Source organism: Puniceibacterium sp. IMCC21224 (assembly GCF_001038505.1).
Lineage (GTDB): Bacteria > Pseudomonadota > Alphaproteobacteria > Rhodobacterales > Rhodobacteraceae > Puniceibacterium.
In genome coordinates this window covers 973,086-996,196 of the sequence record NZ_LDPY01000001.1, presented here as the reverse complement: position 1 = coordinate 996,196, position 23,111 = coordinate 973,086, and the positions used below count along the sequence as shown (strand labels likewise).

19 protein-coding genes and 1 tRNA gene are annotated in these 23,111 nt (G+C 60.7%); 12 read left to right on the top strand and 8 right to left on the bottom strand.

Going from position 1 to position 23,111, the window contains the following annotated elements; all coding sequences use genetic code 11:
• Positions 1-6: 6 nt before the first annotated feature.
• A complete protein-coding gene (locus IMCC21224_RS04600) occupies positions 7-642 on the bottom strand; it encodes a hypothetical protein (protein ID WP_047994347.1) in 636 nt (211 codons plus the stop codon).
• A 358-nt stretch (positions 643-1,000) separates the two neighbouring features.
• Between IMCC21224_RS04600 and xdhA the strand changes: the two genes are divergently transcribed.
• From xdhA to IMCC21224_RS04560, 8 genes are all read left to right on the top strand, one after another.
• Entirely contained in the window at positions 1,001-2,434 is a 1,434-nt protein-coding gene (xdhA, locus tag IMCC21224_RS04595) for a xanthine dehydrogenase small subunit (RefSeq protein ID WP_047994346.1), read from the top strand.
• A gap of 124 nt (positions 2,435-2,558) precedes the next feature.
• Positions 2,559-4,901 (top strand): xanthine dehydrogenase molybdopterin binding subunit, encoded by a 2,343-nt coding sequence (gene xdhB / locus IMCC21224_RS04590; RefSeq protein WP_047994345.1) that lies wholly within the window; start codon positions 2,559-2,561, stop codon positions 4,899-4,901.
• Positions 4,902-5,012: 111 nt separating this feature from the next.
• On the top strand, positions 5,013-5,954 hold the full coding sequence (xdhC, locus tag IMCC21224_RS04585) for a xanthine dehydrogenase accessory protein XdhC (protein WP_047994344.1): 942 nt from the start codon (positions 5,013-5,015) through the stop codon (positions 5,952-5,954).
• Positions 5,921-7,444: an ABC transporter ATP-binding protein gene (locus IMCC21224_RS04580; RefSeq protein ID WP_047994343.1), complete on the top strand. Its 1,524-nt coding sequence runs from the start codon at positions 5,921-5,923 to the stop codon at positions 7,442-7,444. Before xdhC ends, IMCC21224_RS04580 begins: the two co-directional genes overlap by 34 nt.
• Positions 7,445-7,572: 128 nt before the next feature.
• The gene (locus tag IMCC21224_RS04575; protein WP_047994342.1) at positions 7,573-8,658 is read left to right on the top strand and encodes an ABC transporter permease; all 1,086 of its coding nucleotides are present in this window, start codon (positions 7,573-7,575) and stop codon (positions 8,656-8,658) included.
• Positions 8,658-9,581, top strand: a complete 924-nt coding sequence (locus IMCC21224_RS04570; RefSeq protein ID WP_197089164.1) for an ABC transporter permease — start codon at positions 8,658-8,660, stop codon at positions 9,579-9,581. Before IMCC21224_RS04575 ends, IMCC21224_RS04570 begins: the two co-directional genes overlap by 1 nt.
• A gap of 36 nt (positions 9,582-9,617) precedes the next feature.
• Positions 9,618-10,703, top strand: a complete 1,086-nt coding sequence (locus tag IMCC21224_RS04565; RefSeq protein WP_047994341.1) for a BMP family ABC transporter substrate-binding protein — start codon at positions 9,618-9,620, stop codon at positions 10,701-10,703.
• Between the two features lie 182 nt (positions 10,704-10,885).
• Positions 10,886-11,554, top strand: coding sequence for a Crp/Fnr family transcriptional regulator (locus tag IMCC21224_RS04560; protein WP_047994340.1), 669 nt, complete (start codon positions 10,886-10,888; stop codon positions 11,552-11,554).
• Positions 11,555-11,906: 352 nt separating this feature from the next.
• Here IMCC21224_RS04560 and IMCC21224_RS04555 read toward each other — a convergent pair.
• Positions 11,907-11,982: transfer RNA gene (locus tag IMCC21224_RS04555), tRNA-Trp, on the bottom strand.
• 742 nt (positions 11,983-12,724) lie between these two features.
• Here IMCC21224_RS04555 and IMCC21224_RS04545 point away from each other — a divergent pair.
• Entirely contained in the window at positions 12,725-12,949 is a 225-nt protein-coding gene (locus IMCC21224_RS04545) for a hypothetical protein (RefSeq protein ID WP_047994338.1), read from the top strand.
• 647 nt (positions 12,950-13,596) lie between these two features.
• Here the strand turns inward: IMCC21224_RS04545 and tuf are convergent.
• The 6 genes from tuf to IMCC21224_RS04515 all read right to left on the bottom strand — a co-directional run bounded on the left by tuf (position 13,597) and on the right by IMCC21224_RS04515 (position 18,302).
• Positions 13,597-14,772, bottom strand: coding sequence for an elongation factor Tu (tuf, locus tag IMCC21224_RS04540; RefSeq protein WP_047994337.1), 1,176 nt, complete (start codon positions 14,770-14,772; stop codon positions 13,597-13,599).
• A 195-nt stretch (positions 14,773-14,967) separates the two neighbouring features.
• On the bottom strand, positions 14,968-15,672 hold the full coding sequence (locus IMCC21224_RS04535; RefSeq protein ID WP_047994336.1) for a hypothetical protein: 705 nt from the start codon (positions 15,670-15,672) through the stop codon (positions 14,968-14,970).
• A 232-nt stretch (positions 15,673-15,904) separates the two neighbouring features.
• Complete coding sequence (locus tag IMCC21224_RS04530; protein WP_047994335.1) at positions 15,905-16,477, bottom strand: cob(I)yrinic acid a,c-diamide adenosyltransferase; 573 nt, start codon at positions 16,475-16,477, stop codon at positions 15,905-15,907.
• A gap of 4 nt (positions 16,478-16,481) precedes the next feature.
• Positions 16,482-16,685, bottom strand: a complete 204-nt coding sequence (locus tag IMCC21224_RS04525) for a twin transmembrane helix small protein (protein ID WP_047994334.1) — start codon at positions 16,683-16,685, stop codon at positions 16,482-16,484.
• Positions 16,686-16,755: 70 nt separating this feature from the next.
• Positions 16,756-17,580: an SDR family NAD(P)-dependent oxidoreductase gene (locus IMCC21224_RS04520; protein ID WP_047994333.1), complete on the bottom strand. Its 825-nt coding sequence runs from the start codon at positions 17,578-17,580 to the stop codon at positions 16,756-16,758.
• A gap of 86 nt (positions 17,581-17,666) precedes the next feature.
• Complete coding sequence (locus IMCC21224_RS04515; protein ID WP_047994332.1) at positions 17,667-18,302, bottom strand: SH3 domain-containing protein; 636 nt, start codon at positions 18,300-18,302, stop codon at positions 17,667-17,669.
• A gap of 167 nt (positions 18,303-18,469) precedes the next feature.
• On the opposite strand from IMCC21224_RS04515, the gene IMCC21224_RS04510 reads away from it, so the two are divergent.
• Genes IMCC21224_RS04510 through IMCC21224_RS04500 form a run of 3 tightly spaced genes read left to right on the top strand, consistent with a single transcriptional unit; the run spans position 18,470 to position 23,092 of the window.
• Positions 18,470-20,785, top strand: a complete 2,316-nt coding sequence (locus tag IMCC21224_RS04510) for a DNA topoisomerase IV subunit A (protein ID WP_047994331.1) — start codon at positions 18,470-18,472, stop codon at positions 20,783-20,785.
• The gene (locus IMCC21224_RS04505; RefSeq protein WP_231582014.1) at positions 20,766-21,965 is read left to right on the top strand and encodes a DUF898 domain-containing protein; all 1,200 of its coding nucleotides are present in this window, start codon (positions 20,766-20,768) and stop codon (positions 21,963-21,965) included. Before IMCC21224_RS04510 ends, IMCC21224_RS04505 begins: the two co-directional genes overlap by 20 nt.
• Positions 21,962-23,092, top strand: coding sequence for a M48 family metallopeptidase (locus IMCC21224_RS04500; protein WP_082135133.1), 1,131 nt, complete (start codon positions 21,962-21,964; stop codon positions 23,090-23,092). Before IMCC21224_RS04505 ends, IMCC21224_RS04500 begins: the two co-directional genes overlap by 4 nt.
• The last annotated feature ends 19 nt before the right edge of the window (positions 23,093-23,111 follow it).

Below are 23,111 nucleotides of genomic sequence, written 5' to 3'. Positions count from 1 at the left end.
GGCGCGTCAGGTTTTCCGGCGGCGCGCCCTGGACCAGCCCAGCCCGACCATAGCCAACAGCCCGGCCAACGCCAGCGGCAAGCTAGCAGGCAGCGGCACCGACGCCAGCTTGGCATTGAAGATCAGCTCAAGATCCAACTGGGTTCCGCCGCCGCCATAGGCGCTGCCAAAGTAACTGCGAGATCCGGTAAAATTCACCATATCCGAGATATCCGTAGCAAAGACCAACTCACCACTCCAACTGACCAGATCGCCCGTGGCAAAGGTGAAATTGTCCGGCCCAACAACTCCGACGCCAAAAGCGTCACCGAACGTGAGGTCATGATTCACATAGAACATGTCGATTCCACGTGTGACGGCTGATCCGCCTGCGCCGATGTTGATTTCAGCGTTGCCATAGATGGGCGACAGGATTTCAAAATCGTTGATCCCGGTGAAATCACCAAGGTTCTGCCATGCATCACCAATGGACATGTCGCTACCGTACTGGAAATAACCGTCGCCCACTGCGGTTGAAGACTCGCGAAAGCTGATCGCGGTGTAACCCAACCCCACCACACCGGACACATCCGCCACCAGTGCCGCCTGCGACGCTGTGCCGATTGACGCGATAAAGACCCCTGCCAAAAGAATGTGTTTCACAAAGATGACCTCTTATTCCCTTTGACGATTACCTGTTCCAATAATTGCAAGGCGGTCGGGCAGCAATCCGAAACCTGGTTTTCAACCGGCCAACGCAATCTTACGCCGCGGCAGATCGGGAAATGCGTGGGATAGCCGCCCCGACCAGCGGTTTTGTCGGCACAGTTTGCCCCCAAATCAGGGAAACTGCCCGATCTTGCCGCAGTTGCCCAGCCAAAACGACACGAAGCACCGGCAAGGGGCTTGCATCCTAGGGCAAAGCTTGCCTAGCCTGATCCCACCGGGCAATCGCTTTCTACGCCGCATCGAGGGCGCGCATTCCGGACAACGACCAAACGGTAAGGCGGCGGTTTTATTGATGGATATTACATTTCTTCTGAACGGAGAGAGTGTGTCGCTGCGGGATGTCGATCCAACGGTCACGCTGCTCGACTGGCTGCGCGAGGAACGCGGCCTCACCGGCACCAAAGAGGGCTGCAACGAAGGTGATTGTGGCGCCTGTACGGTGATGATCACGGATCATTCGGGGGCGGCGCGCGCGTTGAATGCCTGCATTCTTTTGCTGCCGCAGCTCCAAGGCCGTGCAGTGCGCACCGTTGAGGGGATTATCGGCCCCAATGGCACGCTGCATCCGATGCAGCAGGCGATGATTGACTGCCATGGCTCGCAATGCGGATTCTGCACACCGGGCTTTGTGGTGTCGATGGTCACAGCACATTGCAATGGCGACACCCGATTTGACGATGCTCTGGCCGGCAATCTGTGCCGCTGCACCGGTTACGCACCGATCATCCGTGCGGCGAACAGTGCGGCTTCGGCCCCCATTCCCACCTGGCTGGACGACGGCGCAAAGCTCGCGGCAGGGGCGAGCACTGAAAGCGGTCGGACCTTTGACGCAATAGCCTCTGGCACCACGCCCGCCGCAGTTCAAACCACCACAGCACAGGCACCAGAGACCATCGACGCCCTTGCCGACGCCTTTGCCGCGCAACCCGACGCAACTCTGATCGCCGGCGCCACCGATGTCGGTCTATGGGTGACCAAGCAATTCCGCCCACTTGGGCCGGTGATTTTCCTCAACCGCTGCCGCGAGCTTCAGGAAATCTCGGAAACGGAAGACGAAATATACATCGGCGCAGGAGTGACCATGGACCGCGTGCTGGACTCGGTCCGCCCGCACCATCCGTCTTACGGCGAAATGATCCGTCGATATGGCTCGGCCCAGGTCCGCGCCGCCGCCACCATTGGCGGCAACATCGCCAACGGCTCGCCCATCGGTGACAATCCCCCCGCGCTGATTGCACTGGATGCCACGCTGCATCTGCGCAGCCGTGACACCAGCCGCGCCATCCAGATCGGTGCCTTTTTTCGTGAATATGGCAAACAGGACCGCGCCCCCGGTGAATTTGTCGCGGCGGTATCGATCCCGCGCCAGCCCGACCGGCTGAAATGCTATAAACTGTCCAAGCGGTTTGATCAGGATATCTCTGCTGTCTGCGGTTGCCTGTCTGTCACGGTTGACGACGGCGTCGTCACCGCCGCGCGCATCGCCTATGGCGGCATGGCGGGCATCCCCAAACGCGCCTCTGCGGTCGAAACCGCTCTGATCGGCAATGCCTGGACTCTGCGCAGCATCGCCAAAGCCGACCCCGCCTGGGAGCAGGATTTCGCGCCCCTGTCGGACATGCGTGCCAGCGCAGAATACCGCCTGACCGCTGCCCGTAACATGCTGACCCGCTATTTCCACGAGGACAACGGCACCCCGGCCAATGTTCACGAGGTCTCTGCATGACCCGCCCCACCCCCTGGAATAACCGTCGACCGGCACGCACAGACTTTGCTGCCACCATATCCACAGTACACGTCCGGCGTCAGCCCATCGGTCCAGCGCAATTCACAGGACCGGAGCGCCAGAAATGAGTGTCGCCAAACCCCTGCCCCACGACGCCGCCCGCCTGCACGTAACCGGTGCTGCGCGCTATGTTGATGACATCCCAACACCGACAGGTACGCTGCACCTTGCCTTTGGCACCGCCACGATCGCTGCGGGCCGCATCACCGCGCTCGACCTTACGCCAGTGCGCACCGCCCCCGGAGTCGTCGCCGTGCTCGCGGCGCGGGATCTGCCCTTTGCCAATGATGTCTCACCCTCGGCACATGACGAACCGCTGTTGTCTGGTGCCACAATCCATTATTACGGCCAGCCAGTCTTCTTGGTTGTCGCCCGCTCGCACCTTGCCGCACGCCGTGCCGCGCGACTGGCCAAGATCACCTATGCCGAGCGCGATGCCATCCTCACGGTTGAGGACGCGCTGGCCGCCGACAGCCGGTTCGAGGACGGCCCCCGGATCTGGGAAAAGGGCGACGCAGGAGAGGCGATTGATGCCGCCACGCACCGGATCGAAGGCCGCATCGACATGGGCGCGCAAGAGCATTTCTACCTCGAAGGTCAGGCTGCGCTGGTTCTGCCACAGGATGACGGCGATATGCTGGTGCACAGTTCAACCCAGCACCCGACAGAAATCCAGCACAAAGTCGCCGAGGCGCTGAACCTGCCGATGCATGGCGTGCGGGTCGAAACCCGGCGCATGGGCGGTGGCTTTGGCGGCAAGGAAAGTCAGGGGAACGCGCTGGCCGTGGCCTGCGCCGTGGCCGCGCGCCTGACATGCAAGCCCTGCAAGATGCGCTATGACCGCGACGATGACATGATGATCACCGGCAAACGGCACGATTTCCAGATCGAATACCGCGCCGGGTTTGACGATTCCGGACGCATTGACGGGGTGGAATTTGTTCAGATGACCCGCTGTGGCTGGGCGCAGGATCTGTCGATCCCGGTGGCCGACCGCGCCATGCTGCACGCCGACAACGCCTACAACCTGCCCGCAGTGCGGATCGAAAGCCATCGCCTCAAGACCAACACCCAAAGCGCCACCGCCTTTCGCGGATTTGGCGGACCGCAGGGTATGCTGGGGATCGAACGGGTGCTGGACCACATCGCGCACCGTCTGAACTGCGACCCGCTGGCGGTGCGGCGGATCAACTATTACGCCGCGCAGTCCGGGCCGGTCGCCACTTTTCCAGCCCGCTCACCTGACACCCCGCCCGAGCAGCACCCCGACCCGCAAACAACGCCCTACGGCCAGCCGGTCGAGGATTTTATCCTGCACGAGATGACCGATGCGCTTGCGCAATCCTCGGACTACGGCGCCCGGCGCGATGCCATCCGCGCCTGGAACGATACCAGTCCGGTGCTGAAACGTGGCCTCGCCCTTACCCCGGTCAAATTCGGCATCTCCTTCACCCTCACGCATCTCAACCAGGCCGGCGCGCTGGTGCATGTGTATCAGGACGGCTCGGTTTCGATGAACCATGGCGGCACCGAAATGGGACAGGGCCTGTTTCAGAAGGTCGCTCAGGTCGCCGCCACCCGTTTCGGCCTGCCAACCGATGCCATCCGCATCACCGCCACCGACACCGCCAAAGTGCCAAACACCTCGGCCACCGCCGCCTCTTCGGGGTCGGATCTCAATGGCATGGCCGTGCAGGTCGCCTGTGACACGATCCGCGACCGCATGGCCCGTCACCTGGCCGAACTGCATCAGGATGATCCCGCCGATGTTCGCTTTGCCGATGGCCTCGTTCATGTGGCCGGCAATCAGATCTCTTTCGCCGAAGCCGCCAAAACCTGTTACGAGGGCCGTGTCAGCCTCTCAGCCACCGGGTTTTACAAGACACCCAAGGTGCAGTGGGACCGGATCAAAGGCCAGGGTCGCCCGTTTTTCTACTTCGCCTATGGGGCTGCGTGTTCCGAAGTGGTGATCGACACCCTAACCGGCGAATACCGCATCCTGCGCGCCGACATCCTGCACGATGCCGGTGCCTCGCTGAACCCCGCGCTCGACATCGGTCAGGTCGAAGGTGCCTATGTCCAGGGCGCAGGCTGGCTCACCACCGAAGAGCTGGTCTGGGACGACACCGGCCGCCTGCGCACCCACGCGCCCTCGACCTACAAGATACCGGCCTGCTCGGACCGGCCTGCCATCTTCAACGTCGCCCTGTGGGACAGTCGCAATCGCGAGGATACAGTCTACCGCTCCAAAGCGGTAGGAGAACCGCCATTCATGCACGGCATTTCGGTGCTTATGGCGCTATCCGACGCAATCTCGGCCTGTGGCACAGCCTATCCAACTCTCGACGCCCCCGCCACGCCGGAACGCGTGCTCAATACGATCCGGAAAGTCCGCGAGCATGGTTAGTCCGTCCAATGCGCCCTCCGCGCTAGGGTATTGCGCACGCCCTGCGCTTCTTCTCTTCTCAAATACGCTCTTTTCCCGCCCTCATCACGCGCGACCTTCGGAGCCCGGCGCATGAGCTTCGATCTCGCCGCGCTCACCGCTGCCGTTGCGGCGCATGGCACCGTTGCTCGCGTGGTGATCGCCGAGGTAGCTGGATCTTCTCCGCGCGAAGTTGGCGCATCACTATTGGTCTGGCGCGGTGGCCAGTCAGGCACCATCGGCGGCGGCGCTCTGGAATTCGCTGCAGCAGCCCGCGCCTTGAATGTCTCGGGCTTTTCACGCCATGCGCTTGGCCCGGACCTCGGTCAATGCTGCGGCGGTGCAGTCACTCTGTTGACGGAACAGTACACCGCCGACACCCTTCCTGACGGGCGCGGTCAAACACTGGTCATCCGTGGCGACGGCTCAATGCCGCTCGCCGTGAAACGCCTAATCGACCGCGCGCGCGCGCAGGGGCAGCGCCCCGCGCCACAGCGTCTCCAGAGCTGGATGATCGAACCGATCACCACACCGCAAACCCACCTCTGGATTTGGGGGGCAGGTCATGTGGGCCGCGCCGTTGTCGACGTGCTGCACCCGCTGCCCGTGTTTGCACTGACCTGGATCGACACCGCGCCGGATCGTTTCCCCGCTGCGCCCCCACCCTGTGTCACGTGTTTACCCGCGACTGATCCGGTGCGCGCCGTCTCACTTGCGCCCAAGACTGCACACCACCTGATCCTGACCTATAGCCATGAGATCGACCTTGCCTTGTGCCACGCGCTGCTGAGCCATGGCTTTGGCTTTGCCGGGCTGATCGGCTCTGACACCAAATGGGCACGGTTCCGCAGTCGCTTGCGCAATCTCGGCCATAGCGACGCTGAAATCTTTCGCATTTGCTGCCCGATCGGGCAAAAATCGCTGGGCAAGCACCCGCAAGCCATTGCCGTTGGCGTGGCGGCAACGCTACTCAATAGCCAGAACACAAAGGACGGTGCGACGTGGATGACACACTCCTCAGCCTCCGAGGCCTGACCAAGGCCTATCCCGGCGTTGTCGCCAATGACGACGTCTCCTTTGACATCGGCACAGGTGAAATCCATGCACTGCTCGGCGAAAACGGCGCCGGAAAATCCACATTGGTCAAGATGATCTATGGCCTGGTCAAACCCGACAAGGGTGAGATGACGCTCGCAGGCATTCCCTACGCCCCGGCCGAACCCCGTGCGGCCCGCGCCCTTGGCGTTGCCATGGTGTTTCAGCACTTCTCGTTGTTCGATGCCCTCTCTGTGGCCGAAAACGTCGCCCTTGGGATGGAGAATCCGCCAAAGACACGCGATCTCGCAGTGCAGATCCGCGAGGTGTCAGAAACTTACGGCCTGCCGCTCGACCCATTCCGCATCGTCGGCACGCTGTCGGCGGGCGAACGCCAAAGGGTCGAGATCATCCGCTGCCTGCTGCAAAACCCGCGCCTGCTTATCATGGACGAACCCACGTCCGTCCTGACGCCGCAAGAGGTCGAAATCCTGTTCCTCACCCTGCGCAAGCTCAGCGCTGAGGGGACCGCGATCCTCTACATCAGCCACAAGCTCGAAGAGATCCGCAGCCTGTGCGACCACGCCACGATCCTGCGGCTGGGCAAAAAGGTGGGTAGCGCCATACCGCGCGACGCCTCGGCCCGCGAGTTGGGTGAAATGATGGTCGGTGCCAGCTTTGCAACACCCCAGGCCAAGGCACACGATCCCGGCGCTGTGCTGCTGAAGGTACAGAACCTATCGCTACCCGCACCTGGCGCCTTTGGCACGCCGCTGCGCGACATATCGTTCGAGGTGCGCGCAGGCGAAGTACTGGGCCTTGGCGGAGTAGCGGGCAACGGTCAGGACGAACTACTGGCGGCCTTGTCCGGAGAGCGGGTCTCAAACCCGGGCAGCGTCACGCTCAAGGGCAAGGACGTGAGCCGTACTGGCCCGATGGCACGCCGCGACGCTGGCCTGCTGTCTGCGCCCGAAGAACGCCTGGGTCACGCCGCAGCCCCCAACATGAGCCTGATCGAAAACGCCGTGCTGACCGCCGCCCGGCGCGAAGGGCTGGTCGCAAACGGGTTTGTCAGCTGGAACAAGACTCGGGGCTTCACAGAAAAGGTGATCAAACGCTTTGACGTGCGAACACCGTCGCCGGGAACGGCAGCACGGGCGCTGTCGGGCGGCAACCTGCAGAAATTTGTCATCGGTCGAGAGATCCTGCAACGCCCGGATGTGCTTGTGGTCAATCAACCCACCTGGGGAGTGGACGCCGCCGCCGCGGCAGCGATCCGCCAAGCGTTACTGGATCTGGCTGCAGCCGGTGCGGCAATTATCTGCATCAGCCAGGATCTGGACGAGTTGATGGAAATCTCGGACCTGTTCGCCGCGCTGAACGAAGGACGCCTCTCTGCGATCCGACCGGTCACGGATCTCGACATGAAACAGATTGGCCTAATGATGGGCGGCGCGCATGACATGGAGGTGGCTCATGTGGCGACCTAATCAGATATTTTCACCTGCCGTGCCACTAGCCGAAGAATTTTTTTTGAAAATTCTTATCAAACCTCCTCTAAAAATTCCGCGCAAAACTTTTGTAAAAAGTTTTGCGCCCGAAATTCGGAGGGGCAGACATGATCAGACTTGAGAAACGACCACAACCGTCGCAGTTCTGGACTGTGTGTACGCCGATTCTTGCTGTGCTTCTCACGATGATCCTCGGCGGCATTATGTTTGCGGCCCTCGGCAAGCCACCGCTCGAGGCGATCCGCATCATATTTTGGGATCCGCTGTTTCATCCGCAGTTCGCCGCCTATTCTCGACCACAATTACTGGTCAAGGCCGGACCGCTGATCCTGATCGCGATTGGCCTGTCCATCGGGTTTCGGGCCGGGATCTGGAACATCGGCGCCGAAGGTCAGTACATCATGGGGGCAATCTGTGGAGCTGGCGCAGGGTTGGCGTTCTACCCCACAACTTCGCCGTTGATTTTCCCTTTTATGGTCATTGCAGGGGCATTGGGCGGCTGGGTATGGGCGATGATCCCCGCAGTTCTGAAGGTCCGCTTTGGTACCAACGAGATCCTGGTTTCGCTCATGCTGGTCTATGTGGCCGAGGCCTTGCTCGCCTCGGTTGCGTCTGGCCTGTTGCGCAATCCCGAAGGCATGGGCTTTCCTGGGTCCCGCAATTTCCAGCAATATGCCGCTGCCGCGAATACCGAGATCATTGCCGGGACCGGGATGCATTGGGGGGTGCTCTCGGCCTTTATCGCGGTGATTTTTGCCTATGTTCTGCTGACCCGCCATATTCAAGGTTTCAATATTCGCCTCACCGGCGAAGCGCCGCGCGCTGCGCGCTTTTCCGGCGTTTCGCCTGCGCGGATCATCTTTCTTTGCCTCGGCTTTTCAGGAGCACTGGCCGGCATGGCTGGGCTGTTCGAGGTATCAGGCCCGGCCGGTCAGATCAGTATCGATTTCAACTCGGGATACGGCTTTACCGCGATTATCGTCGCCTTTCTCGGGCGCCTGCATCCGGTTGGTATTTTGCTGGCTGGTCTGCTGATGGCCCTGACGTATATTGGCGGTGAGTTGGCGCAGCTCATGCTCGGCCTGCCCGGTGCTTCGATCCAGCTGTTTCAGGGCATGCTGTTGTTTTTCCTTTTGGCGACGGATGTCTTTACCAACTTCCGTGTCCGCATTGGCACCCCGGAGGTGGCATAATGGATCTTGGTTCGATCAATCCGGTCCTGCTGGTCGCTTCGATCATGATTTCGGCCACGCCGATCCTGTTTGCGGCGATCGGCGAGATGGTGGTGGAAAAGGCCGGTGTGCTGAACCTCGGGGTCGAAGGCATGATGATTACCGGGGCTGTGGTCGGCTTTGCCGTCGCAGTCAAGACCGGCTCACCCACGCTTGGCTTTGCAGCTGCCGCGCTCGCCTCAGCAGTGTTGTCGCTTAGCTTTGGTGTGCTGACGCAGATTTTCCTATCAAACCAGGTCGCCACCGGGCTGGGCCTTACTCTGGTGGGGTTGGGTTTGTCATCCCTGATTGGCAAGCCCTATGAAGGGATGAAATCGCCGACCTTGCCAAAGCTGGATATCCCTGTTTTGGGTGATCTGCCTATTCTGGGACGCATGCTGTTTTCCCACGACGCGATGGTTTATTTTTCGCTGGCTTTAGTTGCAGCTGTCTGGGCCTTTCTGAAATACACCCGTGCGGGGCTGGTTCTGCGCGCGGTCGGAGAAAGCCATGACGCCGCGCACGCCCTTGGCTACAAAGTCGTGCGCATCCGCATGGCGGCGATCTTTTTCGGCGGCGGCTGTGCAGGCCTGGGCGGTGCCTACCTTAGCCTTGTTCGGGTCCCGCAATGGACCGAAGGCATGACCGCCGGTGCGGGCTGGATCGCACTGGCCATCGTGGTCTTTGCATCCTGGCGGGCAGGCCGGATCGCGATCGGTGCCTACCTTTTCGGCGGCGTCACGGTGCTTCAGCTCAACCTCCAGGCGGCAGGTGCCAAAGTCCCGGTCGAGATCCTGTCGATGTCACCCTATCTGATAACCATCCTCGTGCTGGTCATCATTTCCGCCCGTGGCGCGCACGGGGCGCCTGCCTCGCTCGGTCGCGCCTTTCATGCCTCAAGTTGAGGCCACAAAAACAACCAAACCACCAAGGGAGATCCCATGAACCGCAGAACACTTCTCACCACCACCGCAGCGCTTGCGGTCGGTCTCGCAACTCAGGGCTTTGCCGCCGCACATGGCGACAAGATCAAGGTCGGCTTTATCTTTGTCGGGCCGATCGGCGACGGCGGCTGGACCTATGAGCACAACAAAGGTCGCCTCGCCGTCGAAGAGCATTTTGGCGACAAGGTCGAAACCGTATATCAAGAGAGCGTGCCAGAAGGGGCTGATGCCGAACGTGCCATCACGCAAATGGCCCTGTCCGGCGCAAATCTGATTTTCACCACGTCTTTTGGATACATGGACCCGACCATCAATGTGGCTGCCAAATTCCCGGATGTGAAATTCGAACACGCCACCGGCTTTAAAACGGCGGACAATGTCGGTGTCTACTCTGCGCGCTTCTACGAAGGCCGTGCCATCCAGGGCCATATCGCCGGCAAGATGACCAAAACCAACAAGATCGGCTATATCGCCTCATTCCCGATCCCCGAGGTCATCCGCGGCATCAATTCCGCCTATATCCACGCGAAAAAGGTCAACCCGGATGTCGAATTTTCGGTGATCTGGGCCTACACATGGTTCGACCCGGCCAAAGAATCCGATGCGGCCCGTGCCTTGATCGAAAATGGCGCTGATGTGATCCTGCAGCACACCGACTCGACCGCTCCTCAGGCTGCCGCACAGGCGGCGGGCGATGTGATCACCTTTGGTCAGGCATCGGATATGTCCGACTATGCGCCGCTGCCGCGCGTGTCGTCGATCATCGACAATTGGAGCCCCTACTACATCGAACGGGTGCAAGCCGTGCTCGACGGCTCTTGGGCGTCGGACGACACTTGGGCGGGTATCGGTGACGGCATGGTCGGCATCGGTGAAATTTCGGATGCCGTCCCGGCGGATGTGAAAGCCGAGGCGCTCGCCCTCAAAGACAGCATCGCCAGCGGGGACTACCATCCCTTTACCGGCCCGCTGAACAAACAGGACGGCTCGGTTTGGCTGGCCGAGGGCGCGACAGCACCCGACGGTGATTTGCTGGGCATGAACTTCTATGTCGAAGGTCTGACCGGCGACATTCCGAACTAAGTCCGACGCGCTTTGTATCCAAGACAATACCACCAGAAGGCCCCGTCAGCGCACGGGACCTTCTGACCACCGGTATCTCCCTCATTTTAGCCTCCCTCTTGGCTCGCGACGTATTTAAATTGCTTTCAAACGCTCGGCACACTGCACGCGCGCGCGACCCAGCCAGGACCCTGGACGGACCCATGAACAATTCCCGGCGTTTCCCCCAATTACTGAACTGCGAAATCCTCGACGGTTTGTCACAAGCCGAAAAATGCGCCTTTCTCGACGTGTGTATCCTGCGCACCTACAAGTGCCCGACCGAAATCATGTCGCAAGGCGAGACAGCCCAAGGCATGGCGATTGTGGCCCGCGGCACCGTGGAAATCGCCTATCTCTCGGAACAGGGGAACCGGGTGGTTCTGCGCCACATCCACGTCGGCGATGTCTTTGGCGAAGGTGAAACGGTCGCGGAAATGCCGCTCGTTGCCAGCGCGGTTACAGGCGCAGACACCACGTTGCTGTTTGCCTCGCTGCCGCGACTGCGCGAAATTCTGCAAAACCCGGCTTTCTTGCGCAATTTTGCCCGCAACTTCATCCTTATGATGCTTCGGGACAACCGCCTCAGATCCGTTGACAGGTTCCAGCCGGTCGAACAGCGAATTTCGAGTCACCTGTGCCAGTTGTCATCTGGTCATCCGAGTATCCGGGCCTCGCAGGCGGATCTGGCCTCGGTCGTGGGCTGCTCGCGACAGACGCTGAACCGTGTACTGGGCGAATTGCGCCGTCACGGCATCATAGATATCCGCAGAAAAGAGATTTTGGTGCTCGACCCCAAGGCCCTCGACCTTCGGGCGCAGAATCCATACTGACGCCGCTGACCTTCGGACAGGTCGGCCCGGCAAAAAAACACGGGCCCCGAAAACTCGGGACCCGTGCTAGAATACTCAAATCGTCACTCACACACCCTCTGATACAAAGGCTGGGTCAGACCATTTGTCGCCCAAGCGACATTTCTCGAAGAATTTCCGACAAGCAGATTGTGTCCTGCAAATTTGCCACAATCTTTGACATCCAACTGCCTTAAACGCCCGGCTCTAACGACCAAAGTGGACTGCCACGGGCGGAAAAATCGGCCACAATCACAAGAGTGGCGCCAGAAAGACGCCACGAAACCGCCCGCTTGCTCCGCCTCGATGCGTGTATCATCTGATTGAAATTCAATGGCAGGGGCACAGGGACTCGAACCCGGGACCTACGGTTTTGGAGACCGTCGCTCTACCAACTGAGCTATACCCCTACACAGCGTTTCGGATAGAATGGAGGGACTGCGCAGTCAAGGGCTATCAACCGATTTATCAGTTTCTCGTTTCGTGTCGCTTTCGCTCAAGTCCTAATGCTTTCAACGCGAAGAAAGTCTTTTGTCTGGAGCCAGAGGACGGCCCCCGATCGCAGACGTTGACGGCGCAGGTATGCGTTTCGCTGAAAAAACCATGTTAAACGAGCAGTCTCATGGCTTGTGGGCAAACTGCGGACATCAACCGTACCCGGTCATTGAATGCGCGCGACTTTGATGGCCAAAGTGGCGCAGTTCAGATGCACAGCGGTGCGGACCGTCTTCACCGCCCTCTGCAACCCGGTCATATTGACCGCAGGAAAGGTTTGCCCGCGCGAAGATAGGTTGCGACCAGTCCCGAATTTGCGCATTGATGCCAGCAAGGAACGTAAAGGCAGATGTCACAAATTCGTGCCAAACTTTTTTCTGCCTATTTTTGCGCCGCGTATCACGCGCCCGAAACCTGCCAGTCCGTCGGCAGATGTGCGCAGAATCCATGTTTTCCTGACCCGCACATTGATCGTGCAATTTCACACACTCACCTGCATAAACGACTTCAATTCAAGGGAAAATCCGCGTGATCGGTCGCGCGCAATTCGTGATTTCAACTTCCGAACCGGCGCCCCTATCTGCTGTTCAGTCGGAGGGACACACCGACGCAATCAACAACGGGCCGCACTGGCCCTCATCAAATAGGAACACGACAATGAAACGTATCATCGCACTCTCCGCACTTTCCCTCGCCGCTCTGACCGGTGCCGCATCGGCAGCTTCGACTGTGGATGCCAACCAGATCATCCTTTCGCGCTATGCACCGAGCATCGAAGTTTCGGCTCTGTCGAACGCAGAAGTTTCCAGCCTGCTCAACATCGCTTATTCGAGCGACAGCAACAGCGAAAAGCGCGCCCTGATCCAGTCCATCCTGAAATAAGGGCGTGACCGGATACGGAAACTGTACAGACCCCTGTTACGCGCAGCTCTGAGCAGCGCGTAACAGATCTGCAAAGGCTGCCCAGGAATGGGCAGCCTTTGGTTTTTCGGATCCCTTCACAATAGGTAATCAGCGCGAATCTGGTCACGGCAAAGTATGCCGCATCGCCGGGAGTCTGTTGTGACGATCCCCGCACCTGACCCGTCGGCTGGCGACCATGCGGCGCCTTTCGCACAGGTTCGGACATGGCACGCGTGCCAAAGTGCAACGGGCGGATTGAGAGCCTATGATGCACAACGATCAATTCTATTGAATACGCCCTACCACCTAGGTGAGCGGTCGCGAAGGTTCCGCGGACCTGCCAACAGTTGGATTGGCCGCGCCGTGCCAGGTGCTGCGCTCTTGCCCGGTGTCACCTCTCCCGCTAGCGGAGCGCGCTGGTTCACGTTGGTGGCAACAACGAAACCCCCAGGACCATAGATGTTGACCACAAGCATCAGAAGCTAAACCACACCGCTGCACACAATCCCAAGGACGGTGTAGAAACACGTATCCCGTATCCAACGAATTGTCTGATAAACAGAAAAGGCCGCCCCGAAGGGCGGCCTGAAAATTATGTTTCGAGCATCCGCGCGCTTTTGCGTAGCTTACTCGATGATTTTGGCGACGACGCCTGAACCGACGGTACGGCCACCTTCGCGGATCGCGAAGCGCAGCTTTTCTTCCATCGCGATCGGCGCGATCAGTTCGACGTTGAACTTCAGGTTGTCACCCGGCATCACCATTTCGGTGCCTTCGGGCAGTACAACCGTACCGGTCACGTCCGTCGTGCGGAAGTAGAACTGCGGGCGGTAGTTCGCAAAGAACGGCGTGTGACGGCCACCCTCTTCCTTGGTCAGGATATACGCCTCGGCTTCGAACTTGGTGTGCGGGTTCACCGACTTGGGCTTGCACAGCACCTGGCCACGCTCAACACCTTCACGGTCGATACCGCGCAGCAGCACGCCGACGTTGTCGCCTGCCTCACCGCGATCCAGCAGCTTGCGGAACATTTCCACACCGGTGCAGGTCGTGGTCTTGGTGTCACGAATACCAACGATTTCAATGCTGTCGCCAACGTTGATCACGCCACGCTCAACACGACCGGTCACAACCGTACCACGACCCGAGATCGAGAATACATCCTCGATCGGCATCAGGAACGGCTGGTCGACGGCGCGTGCGGGCTGGGGAATATACTCGTCCACAGCGGCCATCAGTTCGCGGATCTTGTTCTCGCCGATTTCGGGATCACGGCCTTCCATCGCGGCCAGAGCCGAGCCTGCGATGATCGGAATATCGTCGCCCGGGTAGTCGTACATCGACAGCAGTTCGCGGATTTCCATCTCGACCAGCTCAAGCAGCTCTTCGTCGTCGACCTGATCGACCTTGTTCATGAACACAACCATCGACGGGATACCGACCTGACGACCAAGCAGGATATGCTCGCGCGTTTGGGGCATCGGGCCGTCGGCAGCGTTCACAACCAGGATCGCACCGTCCATCTGCGCCGCACCGGTGATCATGTTCTTGACGTAGTCGGCGTGGCCGGGGCAGTCGACGTGGGCGTAGTGGCGGTTCTCGGTCTCGTACTCCACATGCGCGGTCGAGATCGTGATGCCGCGGGCCTTTTCTTCGGGCGCCCCGTCAATCTGGTCATAGGCGCGGAATTCGCCGAAATACTTGGTGATCGCCGCCGTCAGCGTCGTCTTGCCGTGGTCAACGTGACCAATCGTGCCGATGTTGCAGTGCGGCTTGTTACGTTCAAACTTTGCCTTTGCCATTTTGTCCAGGCGCCCTTTGCGTTGGGGGATGCCTACGCACCCGTTTCTCATCGCGGGCGATGTATTGGTTCACACAGGAAAAATCAAGGGATCTGATCCGCTGGATCGCCACGCACAGCACCCAAACCAAGGCGGCGGTTGCGGCTCATCCAAAGGCGCGCCCACAAACTCGAACCGCAGGCGCGCGGCCAGGGTTCAGCGGGTCGCCGGGACCGGACCGGCCACAATGACGTCGAACCCCTCGGGCGTATTTTCCGGCGCGTTAGCGGGCGCCTCGGGCGTAGCTGCCGGCTGCACCCTTGGGTCCAATTCAGTCGTCTCGGCGTCATCTGGCTCTGTATCGACGCGATCAGCTTCGGGCCCGCCAAACCAGCCCTTTTCCTTTTGCATCTTGCGCATCCACGTCTCGATCTTGAGCGCGGCATTGGCCGACAGCAGCTCCATCTGGCGCGCCTTGGACTGGGTCACGCCCGACCCGACCATCGTCTCGGGCGAAATCGCTTCGAGCACGGTGATCTGTTCAGGCTCTTCATTGAGCTTTTTCTGCGTGGCGTCATCGAACACTGTAACCTTGACGATCAACACCGACTTTGGGTTGAACACCAACGGCACACCTGGCAGCGCCAAAACATAGCCCTCGACACTAACGCCGAGGTGGTAAAAACTCTCGCCATCGTAGCGGCGGAACCGTTCCTCAAGCGCAGCATCAACGCCTGCGATCCATTCGTCAGCCGTGGCATCGCGCGACGCGGGCCCCTGAACGATGTTGGGCGCGACGACAATCGCATGCCCCAGTTTGAAGTTGCCCAGCGGCTCTACCGGTTTTTGCAACTCACGCGCGCCATCCGCACAGCCGGCCAGAAAAAGCCCCACCGCAAGACTGATCAATACGTGCCGCATCTGTGCATTCCTTCGCCAAACCCTGCACGGGATACCGCAGCCGCAGGTTTGTTGCAATGCGACGGAGCGGTTGGGGGCTGGCTCAACTTCGGGCCAATGTAGCCATGGAGTGCGGAACGTCCGCAGCGTGAAATCGGGCACGGCGAACCAAGTCGCGATTGCACCAGCCCTGCGGGCCTGCGCCTGCCGACGCTTTCGGGGGCAGGGCCGTCCACTGGCCGCCCTGCCACTGTTAGCGGTTCGCCCCTGGAACCCACAAGACATCCGCGCTGCCGTCATCGTTGGTGATGCGTGCCGCAACAAAAAACCAGTCGCTCAGTCGGTTCAGGTATTTGACGGCGATCGGATTGACCGCTTCGACCGTGGCCAGTTCGACCACCAACCGCTCGGCCCGCCGCGCCACTGTCCGGCATTGGTGCAGATGGGCCGATGCAGCTGACCCGCCCGGAAGAATGAAACTGCGCAATGGCTTAAGCCGCGCGTTCATCGCATCAATCTCGCGCTCAAGCCGGTCGACCTGTGGCGCGACCATGCGCAGCACCGGGTATTCGGCCTCGGCGTCCTTTTCCATCTCGGGGCGGCACAAATCCGCACCCAAATCGAACAGGTCATTTTGCACCAGCGCCAGTTGCGCATCCAACTCGGGCGGGCAATGCAGCCGGGCGATGCCGACCACCGCATTCAACTCGTCCGTGGTGCCATAGGCTGTCACCCGCATCGAATGTTTGGCCACCCGCACGCCATTTCCCAGCGCAGTTTCCCCCGCGTCCCCGGTCCGCGTGTAAATCTTGTTCAGCACCACCATGTGGTCAGCTCCCCCCTCGCAACCAGACAAACAGCAGGATCAGAATCACTGCCACGAACTGCGCCACAATCCGGGCGCGCATCAGCTTGTTGCCATATTTGCGATTGAACTCGCCACCTTTGGCAAAACCGCCGATGCCGGTCATGAGAATAATGACCACAACCAGCATCGCCAGCGCCATCACGATGAAAAGAGGATCGTCCCGCATTGTGCCTTACCCGTTCATTTCGTCTTGTGCTGTCATTTAGCCCCGTCGGGGGCAAAAGCGAATGTGGTATTCAGCCGCGTGCCAAGACCCAGTCCAGCATCCGACCCGGCAACAACCGGCGCAGCACCCCCATCGCATAGGTCGGCGCCGTTACATAATAGCGCACGTGGGGGCGTCGCGCCTCGAGTGCGTGAATAACTTTTACCGTCACTGCTGAGGCCGGCCATTGCGGCCCCTTTGCGCTGCCCTGATAGAGTTGGTCTTTCAGTGAGGTGCGATACTGCGCGACGCGGGCCGAGTTTTCCCAGTCGATCCACTTTTCAAACTGAAAAATCGCGTTCTTGCGGAAATCCGTCTCGATTGGGCCGGGTTCGATCAGGATGACATGTATTCCGGTTTCGACCATTTCCATCCGCAAGACATCTGACAGCCCCTCAAGCGCAAACTTTGTCGCCACATAGGCGCCGCGCCACTTCATTCCGACAAGCCCCAGAACCGACGAGTTGTTGATAATGCGTCCGTGTCCCTGCCGCCGCATCACCGGAATCACCTGATTGGTCAGGTCGTGCCAGCCGATCAGATTGGCTTCGAAAATGGTGCGCAGGGCAGCTGTTGGGACATCTTCAAGCGGGCCGGGAATCGCATAGGCGCCGTTATTGAACAGTGCATCCAATGTGCCGCCCGTCGCCTCAAGCACCTCGGCCAGGCCGGACGCGATGCTGGCGCTGTCCTCGTAATCAATGCGCGGGCTGGCGAAACCCTCGGCCCGCAGTCGATCACAATCCAGTTGCGACCGGCAGGAGGCAAACACCCGCCAGCCGCGCTGCGCCAATGTGCGCGCCGCATCAAGCCCAATGCCCGAAGAACAGCCCGTGATAAGGATGGATTTTTGCATGACGGCCCCCGGCGATTGCTCGAATCGTCATGCCTGTGCTGCGGCTCAGGTGCAACCCGTCCCGCAACGGCGGCGCGACGGGACCGTCAGTTAACCGATGCTGTGACCAGAAAATCCGCCATCCAACCGACGCTGGCACTGTCCACAACCTGAAGCTTGAGCCAGCCATTACCCGGCTCTTCGAGCACCACAACCGCATCCCCCCGGCCCAGCCGCGTGACGACGCCATAGTCGGTGCCAGGTCCGTTGCGCAGATTGACCCGGTTGCCCGCAACCTCGCGCAGATCGCCGGAGGTGTCATAGATGCTCGGCTGTAGGTCTTCGACAACCTGCAGTGTTTCCGCAGCTTCCTCGGTTGCAGGTTCCTGACTTTCCAGCGCCAGAGTCAAAGCTTCGGCGATGGCCGCCTTGTCCTGTTGCTGCGGCAGTGACGCGACCCCGGCATCAGTATCGACCTGCGGCACAGACGTCACGGGCGCAACCGCAGTCAAGGTCACACCCAGATTCGACGATGGGTCTGGCGCCAACGCCGCACGCGCCACTCCGGTCAGCTCTGCGGCACTTGTGTCCGCACGTGCCACCACGTCAGGCGTCTGCGCCGCCTCTGACTGCGCCAGAGGCGAGCTGAGCGTCACCGACCCGGCGCGAAAATCGCCGCCGCCGCTCATTTCGTAAAACGCCCAGGCGAGAAAACCAAAGCTCAGCAGAATAAAGCGCGTCATATTCGCGTACCCCCCGGTCACACTACGACAAAAATCCCCTCGGGCAGCAGACTCGATCCGGGGGTTCGTTCAAATTAACCGATTCCCCAACACGCCACCAAGGGAAAATCCAGAATCTTCCCCGCTGTCGCTTTACGGGTGCGGTGGGGCCGGATATCACCTCATCTATGAGCGATACAGTCGATGACCCCAACATGAACCCACGCGACGTGGCCGAGCCACTGCGCCGCGCCATCGGCGACCGCTATCTGACCTATGCGTTAAGCACGATCATGCACCGTGCGTTGCCTGACGCTCGAGATGGGTTAAAACCGGTGCATCGGCGCATTCTTTACGCCATGCGGCGGCTGCGTCTGAGCGCGACAGGCGGCTTTTTGAAGTCCGCCAAGATCAGCGGCGACACCATGGGCGATTTCCACCCGCATGGCGACGTGGCGATCTATGATGCCATGGCGCGTCTGGCGCAGGATTTCACCATTCGCTACCCGCTGGTCGACGGTCAGGGCAACTTTGGCAACATCGACGGCGATAACCCCGCCGCCTCGCGCTACACAGAAGCGCGGATGACCGTGATGTCCGAGGCGCTGCTTGACGGGTTGGACGAGAATGCCGTCGATTTTCGCCCCAACTACGATGGCCGCCTCGCAGAACCTGTGGTGCTGCCTGCGTCCTACCCTAACCTTTTGGCCAATGGTGCAAGCGGTATTGCCGTTGGCATGGCGACCAACATCCCGCCGCACAACATCGCCGAATTGATCGGGGCCTGCCTGCATCTGATCAAGACCCCGAACGCCGCAGACGACACATTGCTGCAATATGTCCCCGGCCCCGACTTTCCGACCGGCGGTGTGCTGGTCGAACCGCGCGACAGCATCGCGACGGCCTACAGCACCGGGCGCGGATCGTTCCGCCTGCGCTGCCGTTGGGAGGTCGAGGATCTGGGCCGCGGCCAGTGGCAGGTCGTCGTGACCGAAATCCCGTATCAGGTGCAAAAATCCAAGCTGATCGAACGCCTCGCCGAGCTGATCCACATCAAAAAGGTGCCGATCCTCGCCGATGTGCGGGACGAAAGCACCGAAGATGTGCGATTGATTCTGGAACCGCGCTCCAAGAATGTCGAACCCGACATGCTGATGGGCATGCTGTTCCGCAACTCGGATCTTGAGATCCGGTTCTCGCTCAACATGAACGTGCTGATTGATGGGGTCACGCCCAAGGTCTGCTCAATGAAAGAGGTGCTGCGCGCCTTTCTCGACTTCCGCCGCGACGTGCTGGTCCGCCGGTCCAAACACCGGATGGAAAAGATCGACCACCGGCTTGAGGTGCTTGAGGGGCTGATCGTCGCCTTCCTCAACCTTGACCGGGTGATCGACATCATCCGCTACGACGACGAGCCAAAGGCCGCGCTGATGCGCGAGGACTGGGGCACCAAACGCAAGCGCGCCACCGACGAATCCGACTATGTCTCTCCGCCTCCGATATCGGGTGACGAAGGGCTGGGCCTCACGGATGTGCAGGCCGAAGCGATCCTGAACATGCGCCTGCGCAGCTTGCGCCGTCTCGAAGAGATGGAGCTGGTGGCCGAGCGTGACAAGCTGATGGCAGAACGTGCGGGACTCGAGGATCTTCTCGACAGTGATGACCTGCAATGGTCCACCATCGCCGACGAACTGCGCGCCACCCGCAAACGGTTCGGCAAGGATGCCGACGGTGGCAAACGCCGCACCAGCTTTGCCGATGCGACGGATACGCCCGATGTTCCGCTTGAGGCGATGATTGACCGCGAACCGATCACCGTGGTTTGCAGCCAGATGGGCTGGATCCGTGCCATGACTGGCCATATCGACCTGACCCGCGAGCTGAAGTTCAAGGATGGCGATGGACCGCGCTTTGTCTTCCACGCCGAAACCACCGACCGTCTGCTGGCTTTTGGCGCTAATGGGCGGTTCTATACCCTGTCGGCGGCGAATCTGCCCGGCGGGCGCGGCATGGGTGAACCGCTGCGCCTGATCGTCGATCTGCCGAACGAGGCCGAGATTGTCGATCTGTTCATCCATGATCCAGACCGCAAACTGCTGGTCGCCTCATCTGCCGGCGATGGCTTTGTCGTGCCCGAGGCCGACGTTGTCGCCCAGACCCGCAGCGGACGGCAGGTTCTGAACGTGCGCGACGACGTGCGCGCCAAGATCTGCAAACCCGTCACCGGCAACGCCGTGGCCGTGGTCGGCGACAACCGCAAGGTGCTGGTCTTTAGTCTGGAAGAGCTGCCGGAAATGGGCCGGGGCAAGGGCGTGCGGCTGCAAAAGTACAAGGACGGGGGCCTGTCAGATGCAACCACCTTCACCCTGGAGGCGGGCCTCTCGTGGCGCGACCCTGCCGGACGCACCCGAACCGAAAGCAATCTTGCCGAATGGATCGCCAAGCGTGCCACCTCCGGTCGCATGGCACCGCGTGGCTTCCCCCGTGACAACCGATTCAACTGACACGCTGACTACTGACTGGGTCGGGCGTCGCGCTGCGGTGTTCGGGCTGGCGCTGCGCACCGGGTTTCTGACTGTGCTGACGCTGGGATTCTACCGCTTCTGGATGAAGACCCGGCTGCGGCGTTGGTACTGGTCGGCAATCCGCCCCGGCGGGCTGCCATTGGAATATGTCGGCGATCCGGTGGAAAAGCTGTTGGGTTTCTTTGTCGCCGTTGTCATCCTTGCCTTTTATATCGGCATCGTGAATCTGGCGCTGATGTTCATCAGCTTTTCGCTGTTTCAGGGCAATGGCGTTGCCTATCTGCTCAGCTTTGTCGGGGTGATCCCGCTGTGGTTTTACGCGCAGTACCGGTCGCGGCGTTACGTTCTGGCCCGCACCCGGTGGCGCGGGTTGCGGTTCGGTCTCGACTCCGGAGCATGCGGCTATGTTGGCCGGGCGCTGATGCACTGGGCCATCACCATCCTCAGCCTCGGGCTGCTCTGGCCGCGCATGACCTTTGCATTGGAGCGCTACAAGACAGAACGCACATCCTTTGGTACGGCGCGGATGGAACAGGGCGGACGATGGCAGATGCTGTATCCCGCAACGAAACCGCTCTTTCTGGCGCTGCTCTTCGGGGCCGGGGCGGGTGCCGCATTTCTGACCAAAAATGCCGGAATGGGCGGCATTTTGGCGGTCCTTTCCGCACTGATCGCGCTGTACGGGGTGGTGCATTACCGAGTCGAGACCCTGCGACTGCTGACCGGGACCAAGCGCCTTGACGGTGTCGGCCTGACGCTGCGGGCCAATCCCTGGCGAATTCTGATGATCTATGTGCTGGGCTATCTGATGGTACTGCTGGCTGTCGCCCTGCCCGCCCTAATCCTTGCGCCGCTGATGCTGGCTTTGCAGGCAGCCGAAATGCTGGTCGAAATGGATTTGGGCGGAGCATTGGATTTTCTGGAAAATGTACCGCGTGCGCTGATTCTCGGCGTCAGTGCCGCGCTCTATTTCACGATATTTCTGCTATGGTCCGCTCTGGCTCATACGTTTGTCACCTTGCCGGTGATGCGCCACTACGCAAACGGGCTAAGCGTCACCAATCCCGACGCCCTGTCCGCGATCCGCCAGCGCCCAAGAGACGAGGTGCAGCAGGCCGAAGGCTTTGCCGAGGCGCTGGATGTGGGGGCCTCAATATGAGCAGGATGGCTCCTCCCGACACCGTGATCCGCGTCGGCGGCAGCCCCGCCCGGTTCCACTCGCAGGCGCTGTTTCTGGACGGGACGCGCCCCGAACCGCGCGAAGTCACGCTCGCCATAGACGAGGACCGTGCCACGCTGGTCAGTGGGGTCGACATCGACTGGCCTCTGCGCGACATCCGCGAAGTCCCCGATCAGGCTGGTGGTGACCTTTTTGTGCTGCGTTTGCGTGATGATCCGCTGCAACGGCTGATCCTGCCCGACCGAAGCCTTGCGCCGCGCCTTCCCCGGTTGCGGCGTCGCGCTCCGGTCACGCGGCGCGGGCGGTTGCTGGTCTGGGCTGGTGCCGCAATTGCTTCGGTTGCGCTGATTGTCCTGGTGCTGGTGCCGCTGCTGGCGGACCGGCTCGCTGCTTTTGTGCCGCCTGCGGGCGAACGGGCCCTGGGCGAAGTCACCCTCAACCAGATCCGCGATGCACTGGATGAAAGTGGTTTGTCGCCGGTCCCGGTGTGCGACTCTGCCCCCGGCCTTGCCGCGCTGAACAAGATCCGTAGCCGCCTGACCGCCGCGCAGGATCCCGGACAGCCGTTGTCGGTTCATGTTCTGGGCCACGACATGGTCAACGCCTTCGCCCTGCCCGGTGGCTATGTCGTGCTGTTCGACGGGCTGATCCAAAGCGCGGAGTCGCCCGAAGAGGTTGCCGCCGTTCTGGCGCACGAAATTGGCCATGTGGTCAGCCGCGATCCGACCCGGCATGCCCTGCGCTCTGCCGGGTCAATCGGGGTTCTTGGGTTGCTCTTTGGCGATTTTGCCGGCGGCGCGGTCGTTCTGTTCCTGGCAGAACGGCTGATTCAGGCCAGCTATAGCCAGGAGGCCGAGGCAGCGGCCGATCTTTTTGCGCATCAGATGCTGCGTGACGCCGCCCTGCCGCCCGACGCACTGGCGCAGATGTTCGAGCGGTTTCGAGCAATGGGAGGCGGGACAAGCGGCCTGATCGCGCATTTTCTGAGCCACCCTGATCTGGGTGATCGTATTGCCGCTGCCCGCAGGGCGACACCCGAGGGGTTCGAAGCGGCGACCCTGCTGAGTCCGCAACATTGGCAGACGTTGCGCGCTATTTGCGACTGATCCGCCCGTTGCGACTGCG